General features: G+C 36.7%; 21 protein-coding genes. 4 read left to right on the top strand and 17 right to left on the bottom strand.

The genetic code is table 11. From position 1 onward, the window contains the following. Positions 1-1,398: an aldehyde dehydrogenase family protein gene (locus ACSBFT_RS04145; protein WP_489603648.1), complete on the bottom strand. Its 1,398-nt coding sequence runs from the start codon at positions 1,396-1,398 to the stop codon at positions 1-3. Positions 1,399-1,535: 137 nt separating this feature from the next. Further along, positions 1,536-3,176 (bottom strand): acetolactate synthase large subunit, encoded by a 1,641-nt coding sequence (locus tag ACSBFT_RS04140; RefSeq protein WP_463045355.1) that lies wholly within the window; start codon positions 3,174-3,176, stop codon positions 1,536-1,538. 644 nt (positions 3,177-3,820) lie between these two features. Between ACSBFT_RS04140 and ACSBFT_RS04135 the strand changes: the two genes are divergently transcribed. The 4 genes from ACSBFT_RS04135 to ACSBFT_RS04120 all read left to right on the top strand — a co-directional run bounded on the left by ACSBFT_RS04135 (position 3,821) and on the right by ACSBFT_RS04120 (position 6,169). Beyond that, entirely contained in the window at positions 3,821-4,561 is a 741-nt protein-coding gene (locus ACSBFT_RS04135) for an NRDE family protein (protein ID WP_489603647.1), read from the top strand. Continuing rightward, the gene (locus ACSBFT_RS04130) at positions 4,540-5,187 is read left to right on the top strand and encodes a hypothetical protein (RefSeq protein WP_463045357.1); all 648 of its coding nucleotides are present in this window, start codon (positions 4,540-4,542) and stop codon (positions 5,185-5,187) included. Before ACSBFT_RS04135 ends, ACSBFT_RS04130 begins: the two co-directional genes overlap by 22 nt. Then, complete coding sequence (locus ACSBFT_RS04125; RefSeq protein WP_489603646.1) at positions 5,180-5,494, top strand: DUF6695 family protein; 315 nt, start codon at positions 5,180-5,182, stop codon at positions 5,492-5,494. Before ACSBFT_RS04130 ends, ACSBFT_RS04125 begins: the two co-directional genes overlap by 8 nt. Before the next feature lie 114 nt (positions 5,495-5,608). After that, the gene (locus tag ACSBFT_RS04120; RefSeq protein ID WP_489603645.1) at positions 5,609-6,169 is read left to right on the top strand and encodes a peroxiredoxin-like family protein; all 561 of its coding nucleotides are present in this window, start codon (positions 5,609-5,611) and stop codon (positions 6,167-6,169) included. Between the two features lie 31 nt (positions 6,170-6,200). Here the strand turns inward: ACSBFT_RS04120 and ACSBFT_RS04115 are convergent, their stop codons facing one another. The 15 genes from ACSBFT_RS04115 to ACSBFT_RS04045 form a co-directional block, all read right to left on the bottom strand. Then, positions 6,201-7,109: a patatin-like phospholipase family protein gene (locus ACSBFT_RS04115; RefSeq protein ID WP_489603644.1), complete on the bottom strand. Its 909-nt coding sequence runs from the start codon at positions 7,107-7,109 to the stop codon at positions 6,201-6,203. A gap of 85 nt (positions 7,110-7,194) precedes the next feature. Beyond that, positions 7,195-7,575, bottom strand: coding sequence for a hypothetical protein (locus tag ACSBFT_RS04110; RefSeq protein WP_463045361.1), 381 nt, complete (start codon positions 7,573-7,575; stop codon positions 7,195-7,197). A 30-nt stretch (positions 7,576-7,605) separates the two neighbouring features. Then, positions 7,606-8,118, bottom strand: a complete 513-nt coding sequence (locus ACSBFT_RS04105; RefSeq protein ID WP_463045362.1) for a hypothetical protein — start codon at positions 8,116-8,118, stop codon at positions 7,606-7,608. Positions 8,119-8,123: 5 nt separating this feature from the next. After that, positions 8,124-8,606 carry a DUF4833 domain-containing protein gene (locus ACSBFT_RS04100; protein WP_463045363.1) on the bottom strand — a complete coding sequence of 161 codons (483 nt, stop codon included), beginning with the start codon at positions 8,604-8,606 and terminating at the stop codon, positions 8,124-8,126. Between the two features lie 242 nt (positions 8,607-8,848). After that, positions 8,849-9,397, bottom strand: a complete 549-nt coding sequence (locus ACSBFT_RS04095) for a YceI family protein (RefSeq protein WP_463045364.1) — start codon at positions 9,395-9,397, stop codon at positions 8,849-8,851. 11 nt (positions 9,398-9,408) lie between these two features. Beyond that, on the bottom strand, positions 9,409-9,888 hold the full coding sequence (locus ACSBFT_RS04090; protein WP_489603643.1) for an OB-fold protein: 480 nt from the start codon (positions 9,886-9,888) through the stop codon (positions 9,409-9,411). A gap of 57 nt (positions 9,889-9,945) precedes the next feature. Beyond that, positions 9,946-10,221: a hypothetical protein gene (locus ACSBFT_RS04085; RefSeq protein WP_489603642.1), complete on the bottom strand. Its 276-nt coding sequence runs from the start codon at positions 10,219-10,221 to the stop codon at positions 9,946-9,948. A gap of 8 nt (positions 10,222-10,229) precedes the next feature. Continuing rightward, a complete protein-coding gene (locus ACSBFT_RS04080) occupies positions 10,230-10,835 on the bottom strand; it encodes a sigma-70 family RNA polymerase sigma factor (RefSeq protein ID WP_489603641.1) in 606 nt (201 codons plus the stop codon). A gap of 710 nt (positions 10,836-11,545) precedes the next feature. Beyond that, a complete protein-coding gene (locus ACSBFT_RS04075; RefSeq protein ID WP_489603640.1) occupies positions 11,546-13,369 on the bottom strand; it encodes a hypothetical protein in 1,824 nt (607 codons plus the stop codon). Between the two features lie 155 nt (positions 13,370-13,524). Next, entirely contained in the window at positions 13,525-13,776 is a 252-nt protein-coding gene (locus tag ACSBFT_RS04070; RefSeq protein WP_489603639.1) for an HYC_CC_PP family protein, read from the bottom strand. Between the two features lie 583 nt (positions 13,777-14,359). Continuing rightward, the gene (locus ACSBFT_RS04065) at positions 14,360-15,805 is read right to left on the bottom strand and encodes a carbon starvation CstA family protein (RefSeq protein ID WP_489603638.1); all 1,446 of its coding nucleotides are present in this window, start codon (positions 15,803-15,805) and stop codon (positions 14,360-14,362) included. A 169-nt stretch (positions 15,806-15,974) separates the two neighbouring features. Beyond that, complete coding sequence (locus ACSBFT_RS04060) at positions 15,975-17,252, bottom strand: polysaccharide pyruvyl transferase family protein (protein WP_489603637.1); 1,278 nt, start codon at positions 17,250-17,252, stop codon at positions 15,975-15,977. Positions 17,253-17,375: 123 nt separating this feature from the next. Continuing rightward, a complete protein-coding gene (locus ACSBFT_RS04055; RefSeq protein ID WP_489603636.1) occupies positions 17,376-18,638 on the bottom strand; it encodes a polysaccharide pyruvyl transferase family protein in 1,263 nt (420 codons plus the stop codon). 95 nt (positions 18,639-18,733) lie between these two features. After that, the gene (locus ACSBFT_RS04050) at positions 18,734-20,434 is read right to left on the bottom strand and encodes a RagB/SusD family nutrient uptake outer membrane protein (RefSeq protein WP_489603635.1); all 1,701 of its coding nucleotides are present in this window, start codon (positions 20,432-20,434) and stop codon (positions 18,734-18,736) included. A 12-nt stretch (positions 20,435-20,446) separates the two neighbouring features. Continuing rightward, positions 20,447-23,728, bottom strand: a complete 3,282-nt coding sequence (locus ACSBFT_RS04045; protein WP_489603634.1) for a SusC/RagA family TonB-linked outer membrane protein — start codon at positions 23,726-23,728, stop codon at positions 20,447-20,449. Positions 23,729-23,851 lie beyond the last annotated feature (123 nt).

The following is a 23,851-nucleotide window of genomic DNA, read 5'->3' as shown; positions in this document are numbered from 1 at the left end:
TTATAAAACTTTGCTTTTTATCACCATCAGTTTTTCTCTTGTCATTTCGTGCATAGAATATTGTATGCCTCCCATCCCGATTCCTGAAGTATCTCTACCGCCAAAAGGCATCCAGTCTACTCTAAAAGCGGTGTGGTCGTTTACCATAACTGCTGTGGCATTTAGTTTTTTAACACAATCCAAAGCCACATCTAAATCCTTTGTAAAAACGGCTGCTTGAAAATGCACATCTAGACTGTTGGCAATTTCAATTGCTTTGTCTCTATCTGAATAGGAATAAACGCAAACCACTGGGCCAAAAATCTCTAATCTTGACACCTTGGCATCCAAAGGTGGGTCTAATAATACCGTTGGTTCAAAACAAGTATTTGAAATTCGTTTTCCTCCACATAACACTTTGGTTCCAGCTTGAATGGCTTCATTTACCCATTCCTCTACTCTATCTACTTCTCTTGGTAAAATCAAAGGCCCAACTTCCGTTTTTTCATCCATTTGGTCTCCTACTACTAATTTTGAAGCCATTTCAGCTAGTTTATTCGCAACATCATTACAAATGCTCTCTTGAACAAAAACGCGTTGCACAGAAACACATACCTGCCCAGCATGATAAAAACCACCTTTTAATAGCGATGGCAAGAGTGTTTCAAAATCTGCATCTTTCTCCACTATTACAGGAGCTGCACCGCCGTGTTCTAAAGCACATCGTGTTCCATTAGCTAATTTTGACTTTAAGTACCAGCCAACTTTTGCAGAACCGATAAACGAAAAATAATTTATTCTACTATCTGTGACTAAGCGTTCTGCAGCATCATTATCACAAATAATAGCTTGACACCAACCTTCTGGCAAACCAGCCTCTTTTAGTATGTCAACCAATGCTAGACAAGACAATGGTGTAGTTAGAGCTGGTTTTACAATCACAGGGCAACCGGCAGCAACAGCTGTTATTACCTGATGTACAATTAAATTTAATGGATGATTAAAAGCACTTATGGAGCTCACCACTCCAATGGGTTCCCTACTTGTAAAAGCAATCCTGTTTTCGGAAGCTTTGGTTAAGCCCATCGGAATCTGTTCGCCTTTTATTTTTCCTATATGCTCTGCCGCTAATTCAACTCCGTTAATAGCCCTTAAAACTTCAATTTTGGAATCGACCAATGGCTTTCCTCCTTCCTGAGTTGCCGTTTTTGTAAGCTCTTCCAATCTGCTATGCATGATGGTGGCTGCTCTTTTTAAAATGGCTATTCGCTCATGAGGAGCAATCCATTTACTTTGATCTTGAAATAAAGCATAAGCCGTTGATAATGCTTTTTCCACTTCTACTTTTCCAACTAAAGGAATTTCTTTAATAAGGCTTAAATCGTACGGCGATTTAACTTTTAGTATTTGTACTTCCATGTCAATTGTTCTATTGCGATCCAGTTTAAAATTATATGACGTAAATGGGCTTCGGCATTTGCTGCTTTAGTAAAATCCCTTTGTCAAAAACAGAAGGCATTTTTCTTAATAAGAATATTCAGTAATAATTTATAGGTTTAAAGAATGCAGGTTTTTTCTTTTAGCAAGACGTTCAAAATAGAATGATTTAATGAGTAATCCACTGCTAAATCAATGACATGAACACCGTCTGAGTTTAAACAAGTTTTTAAGATTTCTCTAAAACTTTGGTCAGAAGTAGGTCTGTGCCCTTTAGCCCCATAGCTTTCTGCATATTTTACAAAATCAGGATTTTTATAATCTAAACCGAAACTTTCAAATCCCATCCCTTCTTGTTTCCACTTTATCATTCCATACGAACTATCATTTAGAATAATAACGACCATATTTAAACCCAATCTAGTAGCTGTTTCCAGTTCCTGAGAATTCATCATAAACCCTCCATCTCCACAAACCGAAATTACTTTTTTATCTGGGTTAATCAACTTTGCAGCCATTGCGGAAGCCAAACCTGCACCCATTGTGGCCAGTGCATTATCTAATAAAAGTGTATTGGGTTGGTAACATTTATAATTTCGGGCAAACCAAATCTTATAAACACCATTATCCAAGGTTACAATGCCATCATCCGGTAATTGTTCACGCACAATATGTACCAGTCTTTGTGGTAAAATAGGGAAACGAACGTCTTCAACGTATCTTGTCAAATGACTTTCTACCTCCTTTTTAATTCTTTCATAATAGGAGAAGTCCCAATTGCTTTTGTCTTTGATTTGACCCGTCAATTGCATTATCGACGATGCTATATCTCCAATAACATTTAATTGAGGAAAATAAACTTCATCTACATTAGCTGGAAAAAAGTTGACGTGAATCACTTTGGTTCCACCTTTCTCCATAAAAAATGGTGGTTTCTCCACTACATCATGACCCACATTTATAATTAGATCTGCCCTATTGATAGCACAATGTAAAAAGTCATCACTTGATAAAGCGGCTGTTCCTAAAAATAGAGGATGCCGTTCATCTAAAACACCTTTCCCCATTTGTGTATTAAAAAATGGAATCCCTGTAGACTCAACGAATTGGATCAAAGCATCACTTGTTCTTTGTCTATTTGCACCAGCTCCTATTAACAATAAAGGCATTTTGGCCTCTTCCAGCATTTTTGTGGCTTCTTGGATAGCCACCTCATTGGCATCAGGTCTTCTAAACCCAACTACATCAAATAATCGGTCTTCACATTCTTCCGCAGCAATATCCTCTGGTAATTCTAGATGAACAGCTCCCGGCCGCTCTTCTATAGCCAAACGAAAAGCTTCCCGAACCATAGACGGAATTAGATTCCCATTTACTATTTGTCGGGTATACTTTGTGATTGGTTGAAATAATTCAACAATATCTATTATTTGAAAACGACCCTGTTTGGATTTCATAATCGGCTTTTGGCCAGTAATCATCACCATAGGCATGGCTCCCAATTGAGCATAAGCCGCGGGTGTGGTTAAGTTGGTGGCACCAGGCCCTAGCGTTGCTAGACAAACCCCAGGCTTCCCCGTTAATCGACCATAAGTGGCAGCCATAAAACCTGCTCCTTGTTCATGACGGGTAAGAATTAATTTAATCTTAGAATCCTTCAGAGAGTTTAGCATATCTAAGTTTTCCTCGCCAGGAATTCCGAAAATATACGTTACACCTTCGTTTTCAAGTGCTTTTATAAATAAATCTGATGCCTTCATTTTAGGTTTGATTTTATAGTCTGAATTAATTGTTTTGCTTATAATTGCTTTGCCACAGCTTTATAGACGTAGATAATTGTAATCCTGACAAAATAACATTAAAATCCATCAAACCATTTATTATAAGATATTTACATAAACATAGGGAAGAATAAATATCTAACACATAATCAGGAGACCAACGATTCTAATCTTTTTGGACAAGCAGCTGCTCTTTTTGCAGAAACCATTATATCAAATTCAGCTTAAGCACTTAGGCATGCGTTCTAAAGTCAATAGCCTAAAAACCATTATTCTACTTTTGAAGCAGGTTTGATTTCTAAAGTTTAACCAGGATTATGCGTTGGGGGGTGGTTATGAGTTTTAAAGTACAATAAATCAGATGATTAAAGGAAATTAGCATAGCACCGCTATGGTGATTGAGTTTAAATGGGTGTAGCCTGTGCTGAGCTTAACGAAGTATACTGATTTGAAGCAATTTAGCTACGATCCCAATAAAATCGGGAGATTGCCCAATGCATAAAGCGGATTAAATGCCCGTTGCTTGAAAATTGGGTTTTAATAAATTTTACAAATTTTTATTACATTTTTTGTCAGTATTCTAATAAGACTCCGTCAAACAAGTATAGAAAATAAACATCAATATGTGTACTGTAACCTATCTACCGGTCAATAATGGCTACTTTCTCACCTCTAATAGAGATGAAAAAACGGCTAGGCCTACGTTAAAGCCTGAGCTATATTGTACTAACACTGGCAAATGGATATATCCTAAAGATATGATAGCGGGTGGGAGTTGGATAGCGGTGGGAGAACAAAAAGCCCGGTGTCTATTGAATGGAGCTAATGAAAATCACCTACCTAACGTTAAACAATATAAAAGAAGCAGAGGGCAGGTTTTATTAGAAAGTCTGGATTACAAAGACGATAGAAGTTTCATTCAGCATGTTGATTTATCTGAAACAGAACCATTCACACTTATCCTGATTGACAATACAAACAAGCAATTCTATCTGGAACTAAAATGGGATGGTAAAAGAAAAATTGTACATGAACTACCCATAAATGTGCCTAGAATTTGGTCTTCCGTTACACTTTATTCTGAGTCTATAATAGAAGGAAGACGAGCATGGTATTCTAAATGGCTAAGTTCAGAAGTGATTCAAGCTGAAAATATGTTAGCATTTCATTTATTTAAACATACCGACAATTCATTTGAAAACGTACTCATGGAAAGAAATAATGGCGACTTAAAAACAGTAAGTGTTAGCCAAATAGTACGATATAAAGATCACTCCTATTTTAAATATTTAGATCTTTTAGATAATAGTCAAATTAACCACCTATTAAACCCCATGGAACTATGTATTCAGGATGGGCAATAGCCTTAGCATGGCCTGAAACGCACTGCAAGGCCGCAGGAGCATGGTACGATAAACCAGCTGGATGGTTAGGTCTGCACAAAAACTACTATTACAAAGTAGGTCATGCGGCAGTCATCCTAATAGAAAACTTCGAAAATGAACCACTTTATTTAGATTTCGGAAGGTATCATACTCCTTATGGCCATGGCAGAGTAAGAGATAAATTCACAGACCATGAATTAAAGTTAAAAACTATATTAGAATGGCCAGAAAAAGGTGAGCCTTTAAATATAAAAGAATTACTCGTTGAGATTCAACAAAAAGAGGCATGTCATGGAAGCGGAAGGGTATATGCCGGTATTGCACCTGTAAATTTTGAATTAGCGTACAAAAAAGCTAAAGACTTACAAAGTAAAGGCTGTCTTGCTTATGGTCCTTTTGTGAAGAATGGCACTAATTGTTCGCGTTTTGTTAATACTATTATTAAGGCAGGACGGCCTCAACTTTGGACTAAAGTTAGGCTATCCTTGCCACCTACCATCTCTCCTACTCCTTTAGGAAACGTAAAGTCGTTGACTCAAATCAGCTCAAGTTTTGAAATTACTCCCGCTATACATATGAACCAAAATATATCCATCTATGAGTAAAAAAACGGCCTATCTCAGAGGAACTTTACCTCCACCAGAAAAGCCCGCTAATCTACCCGAAAAGGTACAATGGTTGGCTGGAGAAGGAGCTGGCTCATGGTTTCATGTAGAATTCATGAGTGATAATCTTGCTCAAATTAATAGATATAACCCAATAGGTGAATTGGAATGTGCCGGTTTATTTATTTCGAAAGACAACATTAATAAAAATGAACCCTATGAAATATCTCATCTCAGTCATTGTATGGAGGTGCGATATAAAACACTCGATAAAATGGTACTTTTCAAAAATGTTAACAACGATTAATTAGCTTCCGAATCTATAATACCTAAATTCGACGTACATTAAATATGATTATTTGCTATTTTAATAAGCTAGTCATTAAGCTTTCCAAATAGGCACTACCAACTCGTTTTAAATATGAAAAACCTCTTATTACTTTGTTTCTTTTTCACATCATTCCATATTCTAGCTCAAACGGCCGAACAACCTGAAGATATATCCCCACTGCTGATTGGTGAAAAAATCCCAGAAGCTACGGTTATAGACCCATCAGGAAAAAAACATAATTTATTAGATGTTCTCAATGAAAAACCAACAATCTTAGTTTTTTATAGAGGCGGCTGGTGTCCATATTGTAATAAGCAGCTGGCTGGACTTGTAAGTATTGAGAATGATATTATAGCCTTAGGATATCAAATTGTTGCGATTTCTCCTGATAATTATGAGGAATTGGTGAACACGGAAGAGAAAAATAAAATTGCTTACCGATTATTTTCAGATCCTGGTGCCACACTTTTAAAAAACGTTGGGATTGCTTTTGGAGATCCTGATGATAAACATGGCATTTTGCCTGTACCAACATTAATGATTGTAAACAAAAAAGCAGAGATAATTTTTGAACATATTAATCCTAATTTCAGAAAAAGAATAGAGCCTGATTACCTCATGGAGGTCATTAAAGCCCTAAGAGATAACTAATTCCTTTCGTTCTTTTCCCTCCTAGAGTAACTTATTCATTGGCGAAAGTAAAAAAGGCGTAATCATAGCCTTGTTGCCACCATTTAGTCATCTCCACTTTGTCAAAAACTAAGGAATTTGTCGTAAGTATGGTAGGTGTGTGTATCATATTTAACTTGACATTCTCATACTTGGCTCTTCTACTTGCTAATTGAAGACCTTGGAAAGAGATAGTGTTCATCATAAATGTAAATGTATTGGTAAGCAATGTGAACGCATTTTTAATAGCCATATGATTGATTGCATACGTTTCTGTATCTAAAATTATAGCATCAATTTCTGTGGCTCCCATTTCAATAGCCCTTTCTATTGGTGCAGTAATGGATAAACCGCCATCTGCATAATCGTACCCATTTTTATGTACCAGAGACATAAACGGAGGGTAATTGCAACTCAGCCAAATCCAATCGCAGAAGTCTTCATATTCTACTTCAGATATGTTTTTATACTCCACTTCATGGGTAGAAAGGTTTGAAACCGTTACCACTACTTCCTTATGTACTTGTCTTATTTCGTCATATATCTCTCTGGTGATTTCTTTTTCAATCAGCTTTCTAAGATTTTTACTTTCACCGAAAGTCCTAGAACCTAATAAGAAATTGATAAGAACATTAAAATGATTTATCCCTACATGGGTAAAACCTCTTTTTTTTCTTTTAGTAAAAGGACAATTGCTAAAAATATCACCCTGGCTAACATTCGTATATATCCTTTTTATTTCTTCCACTTTATTCAAAGCTAAATGGCTTATTAAAAGGCTTCCTGTAGAAGTGCCCAAAAATATGTCATATTTCTTATTCTGTTTAAGTAGAAGATATTCTGCAACTCCTCCAGCAAAAGCACCTTTGCTGCCTCCACCTGAAATAACCAAAGCCTTTTTATGATTCAAATTTGTTGACATTATCTATGAAGATTTTGATTATTTATCTACAACAAAGTTTCTCTCTGAATTAAAGATGCTACCGAGTAATTCTATTCAACACTCCTTACAACAGAAATTTTTCAAACTGTCTTTGACGTATGAAATACGCATTCCAAGAAAAAGAAACCAATAAAATAATTGAAACAAAAAATATAAAAACCGCAATGATTATCAAAATGGCTGTATTGTAATTCTCGAAAATATTCAAGCCACCTAACATAGCGTTTATCACTAGTAATAAGAGACTTAAATACATTAGAAGGGTAGCAATACTTAAGGTTTTCAATTGTTTTATTTTCAGAGGTATTATTTCTTCATACAATTCATGATCTAGATGTAATCTATTATTTAATTCATCTGTGAGGCCCAAAGCCATTCTGTTTACACTACCAAGAATGACCGCTAAACTCGGAATTAAAGATAAATTAATTTGCCAGGTTTCCATTTTTCAAAGGTTTAAACAATAAACAAAGTCTTAATTTTCAATCAATATGGATTTCCTAAAGCGAACTGTAGCAGGAGCCACTCCGAAGTTTTCATCCACCAAAACGCCACGGTTTAAATAAAGTAAAGCAACTTTTATGAGGGCTTGATGATGAATACTATGCTCCAGGTTATAGGCTAATTCCCTAGCTAAAGAAGTGTCAATTTTATCAATTTCACTCTCTTCTTCTTTAAAGTTTCCTTGCAGACTTATTGGGACATGCTGTTGCGGCAATAATTGAAGAGATATCAAGAGATTATTTATAGTATGAGCAGCAAAAATAGGGTCTTCCTCTATTCTTATGTCTCTCTTTCTGAGGTCATAATTAATTGTTCCGTCAATTTGCCCTTCAAAAACACACAGATAAAACTCCAATATATGTCTGATGTGTTGACCAATACTTGCACCTGATAGCAAATCAATTTTCTGTTTATAGTCATTTTCGTTTATAACCTTTGTTAACTCTTTGAGTTGGCGAAGGTTTTCTGAGCAATTGTCAATCATTTATTTTATGGTTTAATAGTTTGAATAAAATCCTCACAAGATTTTGGATTAGTTAACGCTATTTTGACACTTTTGATTTTTGGTAGTAGAAATGAAGAATTCGAAAAATTCACATAAATACCGCGTAGCAAAGCCCATGAATCACCTTCAGAAATCATGACAGTTGGCTTCTCATTCATTTTTAGCCTTATGATTCTTTGAGAATAAGCGGCGAAATGAAGGTCAATGAAATCATCAGTGATTTTATCTACCACAAGCCCATAAGCATATTTCTCTTGTATCAAGCTCAAAGCTTCCTTTTTGCCATTTTTTAGCCAATACGTTTTAATCGGTTCTTTCAAAATAACATTACCCTTTTCATTCAAATTCAATTGATATACTATTTTAAAATCGTCCTTATTTCTTCTAATTTCAAAGAGAATCCCATTATCCGTTTCTCCTTTGGAAGGAGTGAGAAAACTAGCCAGTATAATGAAAATCAACTTCATGATTGCTTAAAATAAGGTTAAACCCGCCTTATACATTGGAAAATCTCCCGATAGCTATCGGGACCGTACCTAAACTGCTTTAAATCAGTTCGTAAACCCATTTAAACTCAATCACCAGAGCGGTGCTATGCTAATTTCGTTTTAATGTCTGATTTATTGCATTTTAACTACTCATTACGATTCTCCAATGCATAAACCGGGTTAAAAAAGAGGGTTTACCTTAAAAGGCAAACCCTGAAAACCTAAAATTCTGCTTCAAATTCAATAGTGACCTCTTTGGCTATATTGGTAGAAGGTTTTCCATCGCTAAAAGCAATTTTATAGTCCGCCAACGTAATATCAAATTTCGTTTTGGTGGTAACTTTTCCTCCGCTAACGATTATTTCTCCTTTTTTAGAGACTTTTTGCGTTACGCCGTTGATAGTTAAACTTCCAACAACCATAGGAGCATATTTCCCATCTTTCTCAAAGTTAATTTGATTGAGGTTAGTGATTTTACCCACAAATTTTGCCTTTGGATTCGTTTTAGTGTCCAAGAACTTTGGGCTATTGAAGTGCTTTTGCATCAATGATTTTTCAAATTCGAAACTTTGCATCGGAACAGAAAAAACAACATCTCCTGTTTTTCCTTCCAAGGTGCCCACTGTTTTGAAATTAACAGCTGTAATATCTTCCAAGGCTGTATGACTAAAGAAACTTACTTTTGATTTTTTAGAGATTAATTTTTCAGGCAATTCGGTAAAAGAGGATAGCCCAAGAGCTATGGTCATAAGAATTAGCGTGTTTTTCATTTTATTGTTATTTAATTTATAATTGTACATTTTTCTAGAATTACATTTTCATACATATCAAGGTCTTCGTCAAATGCAGCTCCAGAGCGTATAACTCCTTTTACCATGACTTTTTGACCCAACTTAAAAGACTGTTTGTCGGTACCTGATGAACTTAATAAAGTACAACTAACTCCAGCTAACTCTTGCTCTTCTTTTAGCAATAATTCAACTTGTCCATTGTAATCTTCACCTATTGAAGCAATTGTTCCATTAACCATAAGGATTTTTGAAACTCCTTCGGCATCCAAAAATTTCTGATTTGCCTTTGTAGGGTCAGATAGGTATTCATTGACTACTTCTGAAGCTTTATAGCTATAATCCGCTTCTGATGCAGCAACATCTCTTTTCGGTAAATTATAGAGGTAATAAGCATAGGTGGCTCCCGCCAGAAGAATGGCCACTGTACCAAGAAGAAATGCTTTCTTATATTTTTTCGACTTTTCTTTCATTCAAACTTTAGTTATTTGAATGCGTAGTCGTGGGTAAATTAGTATCCTGACAAATACTTAATTATTATTTTGAAGAAATTTAATTAGCTCATCTTTTTCCTTGTCTGATAGTTCTGCAGAATCATCGCTGGATTGGTGGTGATGTTCAAACAATTGGTCTATTGTTTCAGATTGCTTTTCATAGCCTTTGCATGCCTTGCACATCCCCAAATGGGAATCCAGCAATATTTTTTCTTGCCAGCTTAAGTTATGAATTTTCCTTTTCTCTATGAGTACAGTAGCCTTTTGACAGCTGAGCAACATATAAGACATAATACGTTTTAAGATTTTCATAATTTTAGTCAGTTTTTAAACCAATTCATTTCAAGACATTTTTTCATCATAAGCTTTGCTCTATGTATTATCTGCCAATAATTAGACTGACTTAAATCGCATTCCTGACATATTTCTGAATGTTTTTTGTTAAGCAAATATTTAAGTCGTAGGAGTTGTCGCCATTGATCTGGCAAATCAGCCATACATACATCCATTACTTCATTAAACTCCGAATTGTCAAGTAAATTTTCTTGGTTATTCCAGGAATCTTCGAGGCCATTAGTCTCCCAGTTTCCATTTTTGTCAAACATACTGTCAGTTACTTCCTTTACTATTTTCTTGTCATCTCCTTCTAGGGAGATAGCAACTATCTTCTTTTTTTCTCTGTAATAATCAATGATCTTGAAGTTAAGAATACTGAAAAGCCAAGTTTTAGGAGAGCTATCATTTCTAAATCCTGATATATTCTTATAAGCCGATAAAAATGTATCTTGAATTAAGTCTTTTGCGATTTCGTTGTCTCCAACTTTTTTAACAGCCCAACCATATAGCTCATCAGAATATAGTCTTACCCAATCTGTGATGCTTTCAGATGAAGATTTATCCAAGGTATGTATCGAACTGTCTGGCATAATTAACCTTTATTTTAAACAATTTAGACAAGAATTAACACATTAAGAATGAATCGATATAGAAAGCACTTGAACGGCATCAAAAGAAGCATCGAACAAAAACACTTGGAATGTTTTCTGTCTCCGTAATATCGTTTATTTCTTCTTTTTACATACGGAATAATGTTTTAATCAGATCTAGATGTAGTAGTCAGTTTCTTTAAACATTATGCTGATTACAGTAAAAATCAATTGACGTCAAAAACACCTTGCTGGAAAAACTATTAAACCTTGCATTAAGTCAATTTTGAATAGCGTTTACTAGCTGAATATTTATTCCTTATTCACATGATTGGCTTTTGATCCATTATTTTTTAATTTTTGCAAGTGCCACTTAAACGATTTTGAAGACGAGGAAAGCTAATGTAGTTTTTATTGGAGAGTTCTTTCATTTCTGGAAACTTCAGTCGTAAATCTATCGCTAATTTCTTGACCAACTTTGCACCCAATTGTTGATTTTCTTGTTGGGCACTAAATATTTAGGAGCCAGTTTGCCACTTTAAAGGATCAGATAATAATACAAAAAAAGTCTTAACGGCTCTTTCAAGTTCCTTACAACTTAAAGTTCTACCTTTTAGATATTTGAGGTGTAAGTAATTAACATTCCTTTTTTAAGTATTGGAAAATCATCAGTCCAGGCTTCCCATTCTGGCTAAAGTTAGATTAATAAGCTATTTGTCTGTTTTAAACAGAAACGTTTCTCCGTATTCACCTTCAAGCACAAGCCGGTCTGAATTATACGCAGAACTACCATTTTCTTTGACATTCGTAAGGGACCACTCAGATGGAAGTAGGATTTCTCTTCGACCCGCCTCGCTAAGATGAACCATTAGCCATCCGTTTCCTGCATAAATTACATCATTTGATGTACTGAAAATATGTACACCTGCATTCCTCAAAACTTCACGTATTTGTTCTGGTGTCCATACTACCCTACCTATAATGCTATTGATCAGCTTCTTTCTATTGTAAATAAACGACCCTTCATCACTAGTAACGATAACACGGTTTGACCTTGCATTTAAACGAATTATGATCTGCTCCTCTTCACCTGTTATTTCCTCAACTCCTATATACCAGATTACCTTGTATGCTTCCTTTTCTAAGGCCGCCAAGTCATCTCGGAGGTAGACATCAAAACTAGTTCCCACCTGACCCAATGCATATCGGTTATTCAACAATTTTCCTGTAATTCTTCCATAACTATCATCATAAAACTGCAGCTTTTCGTCGACTACTACGGCTATTTCTGGACGGTATAAATCCTCATCAGATTTAGCATCGATTACGTACTTCTTGTAAAGGTTATTGGTTTTCTGAAAAACTGAGCGTAATTCAGGATCACTAAACCACCCGCCCCACATATCAAACCACCATCCACCATACCCATAAGCTAACATGCGACCGGCATTTTTCCAAAGAAGTTCTTTTGAAGTCCTTAAATCCTTAGGGCCTTTCCATACACCTTTATCATACCAATCCCCTTCCGGAACAATATTAGGAGCCTTCTCGCGAAGGAGCGTCGTCAACGAAGTCCGGGTATCATTTTCTGCTAACCATAGTTTTCCATGAAGCTGAACAGATCGGATGGCAGCCATCGGGAGCCAATCAATACCGACCTCCCTCCGGTAGTCGTTAGGGCTGGAGAGATAATCAATATCAGGGCAGTCCAATAAAGTAGATAACGAGCCGTGTCCTCGCCTTGGGTCGTGCACAAAAAGGTGATAGCCATAAAATGCCCCCGTCAAAAGCCGGCCCTCACTGGCTTCTTTGACTAACCGAGAGAAATAGGCAATATTATCCGACATGATCTGCCCATGATATTCGAAGGTATCGTCCAATTGGCTATTTTCGCCTTTTTTACGTATCGATTTTCCAGAAGTAATTCCACTAATATCCGCTTCTTTCGCATTGAGGAATGAAAGCGTTGGATTATTCCAAGCCTCTTGAAGTACATGAAGATCCTGTTGGTACTTTTCCTTCAGCCATTCCCTGAAACCGTTGCTTCGGGCTAGGCTCTCGTCGAAAAATTTATCTTTATAGTGAAAAAACCATTCCTCTGTAAAGCCACCTGCTACATGAATACCGATAAGATTGCTATTGTAATCGGAACTCCGTATCCAATCCAACAAAGCCAAAAGTGCACCTCCCGCATCTTTACGCCACTTTTTCGAGGAGTAACTTACACGGTGGCTTTCTCCAGTCGGCAAACGGCAAAGTTCTGAAGGGTTTTGACTTTCCCACCAAACCGGAGCATCAAGATGAATTCGAATAATGACTTTTGCATCCTTTTTTACATTAACCAAGTCGTCAAATTCACTCTTGATTATTGAAAAGTCGTATTCGTTCATCCCTTTCCAAAAAGAAGGGCGGAAAGGCTTTATCCCAGAAGTAGAATTTATTCCCTGATCACCGAGATAAGCCAGCAAACAGAATACCTCAAGTCCAGAAGAGGCCATCTCGCGGTAATTCGCAGCTTCTCCAAGGTATGACATGTATGCAAATGGCGGAACCTGCCCATCATTAATGAAAAGAACAGGATTATCGTTGACTATACGAATTTCCGAGTGATTGTTAAAGGACTGGCCGTACACTAATCCACTGTACAATTTGAGAAACAAGCATACCAAGAAACAAAGAAATAGTCGCATTAATAACCTGGATTTTGAGCCATGAATACTTCCTTATTGGCCTCAACCTCCGAATAAGGTATTGGCCATAATCTGTGAGAATCCAAGATTTCTTGCACATACATAGTTGGCATTCCACAGTCTAAATGATGTACCCAAAAACTTAGCTCCGAATCTACCGCATGCTCTCCACAAAAGTGATTAGCAAAGGTAAAGCCTATATAACTTAATAGAATCAGTGAGGCTAGCGATATGGCGATTAGTTTTTTCAATTAATCAAAGTTAATAATTATCCCATGTAAAAAGAATAAGGGATATCGAGATTGTAAAATTACTATCGCAGCACAATTTGCCGTTATATAATTCGAAGATGTATTACAAAATTTCAGCAACAAAAGCTTGACTATAAACTTTTAGAGTAGAAAACATTTGATGGTTTCCTAAAATCTGGACAGTGAGTTAAGATAGTTTTTCATCTAAATTTTGACAGTATTATGACCACAAGAAAGTTTACACCAAAATTCAAGAAATAATAGAGGTAGTTATGCTGTTAAATTAAGAGTTTTCGAACAAAATATATTATATTTTTAGTTAGCATTAGAGAAGGTTTCAGCCTCCGCAATTCTAAATCCTTCCCTTTTTTAAATAGAGTTTAACACTAACAAATAATCTTTCCTTCGTTGAGCTAGCTACTGAGGAACTCTCCTATTCAATGATTTATAGTAATCATTGTTTTATAGCGTTGTCACCACTTTTCTGCCAAAAATGCTGATAGTCTTCTAACAAATAATTATCTAACATATCTTTTCAGAAAAGTCTTTTAAACATTTTAAAGGGGCTTCTCCTAATGAATATTTATTTAATATTCTCATGATTGGCTTTGCTAATTTTCTTGCCCGTAACTATAAACCACGCCAATACAATGAGCGTAAAAAATGCAGCTATGGGATAGGCCAATGTAGCATTTAGCCCAAAACCCTCAGGAGCAATTAAGATATAAGTGGAACACACCGCTGTCATAAATATTGCGGGAATTAAAGCGACCCAATAGTTCTTGGAACTTTTGATGAGGTAAATACAGATTGTCCACAAAACGATGGTTGCCAAAGTCTGATTACTCCAAGCGAAATACCTCCAAATAATTCCGAACTCAATTTGAGTAAGTGCAATGGCAATAGCAAACAGTGGAAGGCTTAATAGAAGCCTTTTTGAGAACTTGATTTGAGAAACATTAAACGTATCTGCAATGATGAGCCTTGCAGAACGAAAGGCGGTATCTCCTGATGTTATAGGAGCTGCAACAATGCCAAACAATGCTAAAATTCCACCAACAGGGCCAAGCATCTTTAAAGAAATTTCGTTTGCAGCCCAAGCAGCATTGTTACCATTTAAAGCCATCGCTCCATTCAATTCTTCTACAGAGCCAAAATATGTCATAGAAACAGCAGCCCAAATTAAAGCAACTATCCCCTCTGTTATCATGGTTCCTGCAAAAATTACTTTACCTGATTTTTCATTGCCCATGCATCGTGCCATAAGTGGTGACTGCGTGGAATGAAATCCGGAAATTGCTCCACAGGCAATGGTCACAAAAAGGATCGGAAATATTGGTGTCTTCTCTGGTGAAGTGCTCATATTTCTAAGATTGTTGTAAGTTAACTCCGGAATATGATAATCCCCAAAGAGCAACACACCCAACAAGCCTACCGCCATTAAGAGCATAGCTACACCAAAAACGGGATAAACTTTGCTAATCACCTTATCTATAGGGAGTAATGTAGATAAGAAATAATAAACCAAAATAATAGTAACCCAACCCCAAACAGACAAAAAGCCATCTGTCATGCCGTCTAGTATTTTTGCAGGACCAACCAAAAACACAGTCCCAACAAATATTAATAACAAAACAGTGAAAACTCTCATGAGCTGCTGGGTATTTCTCCCCAAATAAATTCCGACGACCTCACTTATACTTTTACCCTCATGCCGTAGAGATAACATCCCTGAAAAATAGTCATGCACAGCCCCTGCAAAGATACTTCCGAAAACAATCCATAAAAACGCTACCGGACCAAACATAGCTCCCGCAATAGCTCCAAAAATGGGTCCTAACCCGGCTATGTTCAAAAACTGAATCAAAAATACTTTCCAGTTCGGTAACACCACAAAGTCCACTCCATCGGCGAGCCTATTGGCAGGAGTTTCACTGTGTTCATTCACTCCAAAAATTCTTTCCAAGATATTTCCGTAAACAAAATAGCCCAGAACTAGAATGGCGATAGATAATAAGAAACTAATCATTGGAATTTTAAGTATGTAAAATGGAAAATGAAGATTTAAAGGCTTTGGTTTTAAAAGAGTACATTCTGAAATACCTGCTTATCTTAAAGTAATTTCTTTTGTGATTTTGAATAAGCGACATGTTGAACTGTTTTTTTCATCAATTGCAATATAAAGAGATATCCAGTTTTTACTTTTCCCGAAGGATATTTTTTATGGTTTCGGCTCCTTCTTTATAAATATTATGCACTTTAAACATACCTCTTTTTAATTTAGAATTAGCTTTGGGATAACCTTCCCAAACCTCTCTTAGGCGACTGGCAATTTGTTCCCCTTCAGTTTGCTCTATTTCAAATACCCAATCATCAAAACCTAAGTCATAGTACATCTGCCCTTTTATGGTGTCTTCGGGTTGGCGAAGGTAAAAGAAAGGTGTTCCATTGGCTGCGGAAATAATGGGTGAATGACATTCAAAGCTCAACACCGCAAGAGCTTTGGCATAAATGGAAGCCGCTTCGTCTGGCAACCAATAGCCACGTTTTACAACAAATGGTTTCACATCATCAGGTAAGGGATCTATCAGCAATTCGTCCATGATATCCACCTGATAAGTCATTTCAGGACAAATCAAAACTTTATTCCCTGTTTCCCTAACCCAAGCAATCAGAGCCTCACGGAGTTTCGCATGATCTTCTTCTTTATACTTCTCGTTGGTTTCTTCCACTTTCTTTATTTTCGCTTCGTCCCATGTATTATGTTTAGTGAATTTATGGTAAGGCGTATAGCGTAAGCGTGGAATAGCACAAATAAATTTCTTATCTTCTAATCCGTTGGACTTCAAAAAGGCGTTTCCTCTTTCATCATTTCGGATATGAATAAAAAAGGTAGCATCTGGAGCAAACTTTATGTGCTTTCCTGTAATACCGAGTTTTTTCAAATGCTCAATCGACTTGGTTTCTCTGGTATAAATAAAAGAGGCTTTTTTCAAAATACCTTGTTGGTATTCGCTTGGATTTTCAAGGGTTGTTCCAAATACGCCAAATGGTTTATTAGAATATTTTATCCAACTTGCCAGATTGTCGGCTCCTACTAGGCCAGGCCCTGAACCGTGTAGCATAAAGTCTGCTGTCTGAAAAGCTTCTTCGAGTTCTGGATTATCTAATTCTTTGTCTTTATTGACTGCACCATAAAGAATTTTGACTTTGGGGAAGTTTCTATGAAGCAATTCTTTTACTTCTTCACTACTGCTCCGTTTCCATAAAATAACGTTTGCTTTAGGAATAAACTTTTCCAAAATATGTAATAGTCCTGGTGTATGTGCGATATCGCCAATGTTTACATCTTGCCAACCCGACACAAGTAAAATGGTTGGATTATCTTTCCCTGTGGCATTTACAATAAAAGGTGCAAACAAAGCTGTAGTGGAAAAAAGGCTGCTTTGCTTAAGAAATTCTCTCCGATTTTGCATGTGAATAATATAGATTTGAAAAGAAGGTTAACCATAATGTTAACCTCTTTTAGATATTTTTTTTGAATTTAAATACGCTGATTTTTGCTCCAATTACGCACCTGTACAGGCAGGCGTATTATCTTATGACAGCTTTTCTATTTCAGACGCTAAGAGTTTTAAGTTTTCCTTTTGATAACTTTCTACTACCATCTTAGCCTTCAAGGCTTTGGATTTCGCATTTTCATTATTTTGAGCAATAGCTAAAACCGCGGATACAATTCCAGCAACTTCATCCTCATTATCCATGTCAAAAAGCCAATCACCCAAACCTATATCTCGCCACATCATTCCTTTGCTTGTTTGCTGCTCCCACCTACACACTATAGCCGGAATTCCCATTCCAATGCACATGATGGGTGAGTGCTGCTCATTTCCAAATATTCCAGCAGATTGTGCGTAAGTACTCAAGGCTTCATCCGTTAGCCAATATTTATCACGCCAGACTACATTCTGTTTTATGTTTTCAGGAAGGGGATCGTAAAGCATTTCTTTTCCTATAGCCACTTGAGTTTCGTCTTCAGGAACTATCAAAACTTTCATTTCCGTTTGCTCCACTAAGGCTATTATGGCCTTTCTTAATTGCAGATGGTCGTGCTCCTTATTTGCTTGGTTTACGGCATCTCTTTCCTCATCAAGGGCTCTGTTTTTAGATGGAATTAACCAATATGGTGTATATCTATATTTAGGAATCACACACATAAACCTACCTTTTTCTAAGCCATGACTTGACAAAAAGGCATTAGCGGCATCATCATTTTTAACATCAGCAGCAAAGGCACCATCTGGGCCAAAAGACATCACTTTAGAATTCACTCCAATTTCCTTAGCATATCCTAAAGAAAACGAGTCCCTAAACAAGACAAATTCTGCATTAGTAAGCAGAGCATTTACTTTTGGAGACATGTTTACTTCATTATAAGTAATGCCGAATACACCGTAAGGTTTCCCCGTTTTTTCAGCCCAATCTTCCACATCGCTAGCGACCACCAAATAAGGGCCAGATCCATGCAAGAAGAAATCACACTCTTTAAAAGCTCTTTCCAGCGAAACTTCATCCTCTCGGGTAAATATTTCCAATCCAGGAAAACGATTTAAAAGCATTTCTCTTACACCATTACCTACATCACTTGCCCATAGTCTCACTTCTACTTCTGGGAGGTATTTTTCCAGCAAAGCCAATACTCCAGGCGTATGTCCAATATCACCAATGTTCACAGTTTGCCATGACGAACGAAGCAATATTCTTTTTTTTGACTTACTGTTACTAAAATCACAGCCCTGAATCCCTAATATTAATCCGACGATTGCAGGTGTCTGTATTATAAAGTCTCTACGTGTTTGCATATTATTGTATTGTTTTCATGAAGTTTATCAGACATTGATTATCTATCATACACTTGATGTATATGAAGATATTGTCCAATAAACTTCATAAGCTTTTAATAACCTGGATTTTGTTCTAAAGCCGCTCCTGTATTGGCATCAATTACCTTTTGAGGAATTGGCCAAAACCTGTTAAAATCCCGAATGGTTTCGCCTGAAGACGGGCCATTGGGTACTGAAGGAGCCGAATTATACTTCCTAACCCTATCTACCAACCTTCCCATACGGATTAGCGTGCGTAGGCGTGGCTCTTCCACAATCAATTCACGTGTACGTTCATCTAAAATGAAGTCCTCGGTAACATCTGAACTACTTATTTGTGAAGCATGGGCTCTCGCTCTTACCACATTGATATCTTTGGCAGCATTAGCTAAATCACCTTTTCTGAAATAAGCTTCGGCACGTAGTAAATAGGTTTCTGCCACCCTCATTCTGCTAAAGTCTTTTGATGTATTCCCAGAAAGTATATCTCCATTCATTGAAGGTCCTTCAATCTTTCTAAAATAAGGGTAATATTGCCTTAATGTATCCAGCGTATTAGTGGTCAATGTTCCATCGTTTGTAGTAACAAATAAATTTCCATTCGCTCCAACTTTAGTTAAAACAGGCTTACCGAAGTATTCCGTATCTGCGGGATTATTATAGTAAAAGGTACGTCTAATATTAAAGTGAGAGTTTCTCATATCTTCAGGATCTAAGGCCCATACTTCATACTTGGCATAATTAGTTGGAGAATTCACGCCTATTCCTCTTCCCAAACTATCAACGTCTATATTTAAAATATCATTAGGAGTTTGAATTCTACCATATTCAGGTGACCAATAGCGTATGCTATTATTTGCAGTAGAAGCCGAGAATCCTCCGCCCAATGTAGTAGCCTCAAACTGCCAAGCCCAAAGCACTTCTTTATTACCAGATGATCTATTAATCTGTCCATCAGCAAATACATCAGAGAACACATCACCAGGTCTGGTAGCAGCTGCTCCAAAACGATGGGTCATGATTTCATAATCACCCGCCTCTTTGTTAATAACCTTGCTTGCTGCACTAATGGATTTATCATACATAGTGGCATCATTTGTTTCCATTCCCAATGAAATATAAACTTCACTTAATAAGTGAAAAGCGGCGGCTCGTGGTATTCTGCCATCGTTCACCGCAGTTGGTAACAGTGATACGGCCGCTTCTAAATCTTTAGCTGAAAAGCTAAGAACCTCTGCTCTTGAATTACGCACAAAGTCAAATTTAGGCTCAGTGATTCTGTCTTCTACTATAGGTACACCACCATAAATGTTCGCTAAGAAATTATAGGTATAAGCTCTGAAAAATAAGGCTTGACCTTTAATGTTTTCTCTAGCCTCGTCCGAAATAACTAAATCTGGATTGTCTATATTTTCAAGAATTAAATTGGATCGTACAATCATCTGTTTGTAAGCCCAATCCCAATAGATAATAGCGGCACTCAAATTTGAGTTAAGCAAACTATAATCTTTATTCCCTCTTGAATCATTACGACCCCACTGCGTTTGATCTGTACCAAGAGTCATGTATTCAAAATTATTGGAAGCGATAATATGTTCCTTTCTGGCTCCTTCGTAAAGTGCCACCACAGCCGCATCAAATCCGGCTTCATTGGTCAATAAGTTCTCAGGGCTGAATCTGTCTAAGGGAACTTCTTTCAGGAAGTCGTCTTCACAGGCTGTTGTAAAAAGTAAACAAAGTATAAAAATCGTTAATCTATTAAGTATATTTTTCATGTTTCTTCTTTTTTAAAATGAGACATTAATACCTCCTACGAAGGTTTTCAATAAGGGACCGTTGTCATAAGGATTTCTACTTCCACCTCCAAACTCAGGATCCCAACCTTCCCAATTTGTCCAAGTGTGTAGGTTTTTACCACTCGCATACACTTGCAAACCAGAAACATGAAGCATTTTTGTCCATCTTTCAGGCACATTATATGAAAAAGACACATCTTGTAATCTCACAAAGCTTCGGTCTTGATAAAAACCATATCCAAGAGGATTACGGTAATTTATTCTTGGATTCGTATCTATTGGATTTGAAGCAGTCCAATAGGGTGTGTTTAAGAAATTAGCTAGGTCGAAAAAGTTAGACCCTGGATTAATAAGTGAATTAGAACTCTGTCCACCTTCTCTAATATTTAATGCTACAGAAAGACTAAAGTTTTTGTAACTAAATATATTGGTGATACCCATATTAAATTTAGCCTGGTTATCACTAATTACCATTCTGTCTAGCGGTGTAATATTACCATCTGGCTCACCGTTAGGCCCACTGATGTCTTTAAATTTAATATCACCAATTTGAGCTCCACGGATTAAACCAAGATCGTCTCCTTCTTGAAAAATCCCATCAAATACGTAGTCAAAGTTAGAACCTAAAGGATAGCCAATGAACCATCCACTGGCAATATCATCATCCTCAATCCCATCTAAATCAATGTCTCTTCCTGTCAATTTCAGAATCTTATTTCGATTCATTGAAAAAGCTAAATTGGTATTCCAAGTGAAGTTGCCTCTTTGAAGATTCAGCGTTCTTAAATCAAATTCAAAACCTGTATTTTTAGTTTCACCTATGTTTCTTAAAAAATTCTCAAAACCGTTGGTATTAGGTATGGTCTGATTAAGAAGTAGATCAAATGTATTCGATGAATAAAAGTTAATAGAGGCATTAATTCGTTCTGAAAAAGCTTGTATATCAGTTCCAATGTTAAAACTTTCGGTAGTTTCCCATCCAAGATTTGGATTAGCTAGTGTAGTTGTACTTAAACCAATAGAGGCAGGTGAACCATCGCCAAAAACATAGTTATTTTGGCCAACTTGACTTAAAGAAGAGTATTCACTCACACCCCTATTTCCATTTCTACCCCATGAAGCCCGAAGTTTCAGGAAATCAACTTGACTGATGTTTTCGAAAAACGGTTCTTCACTGATATTCCAACTGAAAGCAGCAGCAGGGAATATGCCATATTTCTCTCCCTCACCGAATGCTGAATATCCATCTCTACGCATGCTTAAGGTGAAAAAATACTTGCTTGCTATATTATACCCAAGCCTAGCCATATTTGAAATCTGCCTATTTTGTGAAGCACTTGCGTCAATAACAAACCCTTCTCCGATTTCCAATGCATTATACCCTAAAGCATCATTAAAAATATTTCGGCTCGACAAAAATGAGGACTGGCTAGTTAGCTCGTAGACTCCGTACAATAAAGTCAAATCAAGACTATGATTTTCAGCTACTTTTTGCTTGTAATTTACGATATTCTCAAAAGTCAAATTTTGACTTTCTCCATGTTGTTTTGAACCCGAACCCAGTCTATTCAAGGGTACATATGATGGACTAAATCCAAAGTTTTTCGAATCCGTTCGCGTATAGCCCACATTCATTTTATAAGATAAACCTTTCCAAATACTTACATCGGCGTACGCATTAGAAAACAAAATGTTTTTGATAGATTTATTATCATTTAAAAGTGTTCCCAGAATGGGATTCTGCACCAGACCCACATTTTGAGGAAGTGGGTTCGGTGATACACCATCTTCTAAAAATAAACTTGCATATGGCCCGAGGTATGAGGCACTTTCTAAAGAAGCTCTTACCCCTGAATTATCTATGGAAGAAAAACCTGAATTAATACCAATTTTTAGCCAATCCGTAGCTTGTACACCCAAGTTTAGTCTACTTGATAATCGAGAGAAGTTATCTCCTTTCACAGGTGATTTTGAACCCGTATAAGCTCCTGAGAAAAAATAATTGGCTTTATCTGTTTTTCCAGACACACTCAATTGATAGTTTGACATAGGTGCCGCTTGTTTGATTTCATCAAAAGGATTGATGCTTCTTCCTGCTGCTATATTTGCCAATTCAAGTACTGAAAATGGTACGGATCCACCTTCCGCAATTTCAGCATCTTTACGTGCTGCCAAATACTGTTCCGCATTCAAATAATTTGGCAAATAGGCGTAATCTGATGCACCCATATAGGTATTTAATGAGAATTTAGGTTTGCCAGTTTTACCTTTCTTAGTCGTAATCTCAATAACACCATTGGCAGCCAATGAGCCATAAACAGCCGTAGAACTAGCATCTTTTAAGACATCAATGGATTCAATGTCATTAGGGTTTATATCTGCTAAACTTCCGCCCGCATAAATTATCCCATCTAAAACTATTAAAGGATCCGTACTTGCAGAAATAGAGTTGATACCTCTAATTCTTATGCTTCCAGCTTGCCCCGGTCTTCCATTGTCTATTACTTGTACACCGGCTGTTGTACCTCTCAAAATCTGGGAAGCATTGGTATTGGGTTGTAGTCTTGTATCTTCAATATTCACGCTGGATACTGCACCAGTTAAATCTTTCTTTTTAGCAGTACCATACCCCACTACCACCACTTCATCAAGAGATTGCGAATCATATTTAAGACTCACACTTATTAGTGATCGATTACCGGCAGCAATCTCTTGGGACAAAAAACCTACAAAGCTAAAAACAAGAATAGTGCTTTCGTCAGGTACCGTTATGGTATAACTTCCATCAACATTAGTGGTTGTTCCTCTGGTTGTTCCTTTTAACGTTATACTTACTCCTGGCAAAACCTCTCCATTATCGTCTTTTACAATCCCAGTAATGGTTTGTAAAATTCTCTCAGGAAGCATATAGTTCATTCCACCGAAGGTCTCATTTAAACTGGATTGCCCTTTTGACACCTTTCGCAATACAATGCGGTTACTAATCAATATAAAAGATACGCCCAGCGGTTTTAGTGTTTTGGTAAGTACGGAGGAAAGCACCTCATCTTCAGCAGTGAGATTTATTTTTTCATTCAATTCGGTCATTCTCGAATTATAAGAAAATTTAACACTGGTTTTTTTCTCAATTTCCTGTAAAGCATCAATGAGCGTTGTCTGATTCAAGCTAATTGTTACTTTTCTGTCCAACATATCTTGCCCCTTTACATTGGTCGCCCATGTAGAGCTGGTAAAGAGTAATGTTAGAAATAATTGTAATAAGGTTGATTTCACGATCCGAAAGATTAATCGTTGATTAATAAAGGTAATATTCATACTTTTGATTGGTTTTGGTAAATACTTTTACTGGTTTTACTTAAGGCTAAATAGTTACAATCCAGTGCAATGGATTATAGC

The organism is Arcticibacterium sp. SM2516, assembly GCF_057914865.1.
Note: the sequence above shows the minus strand (reverse complement) of the source record. Positions and strands in the feature narration are given on the sequence as shown.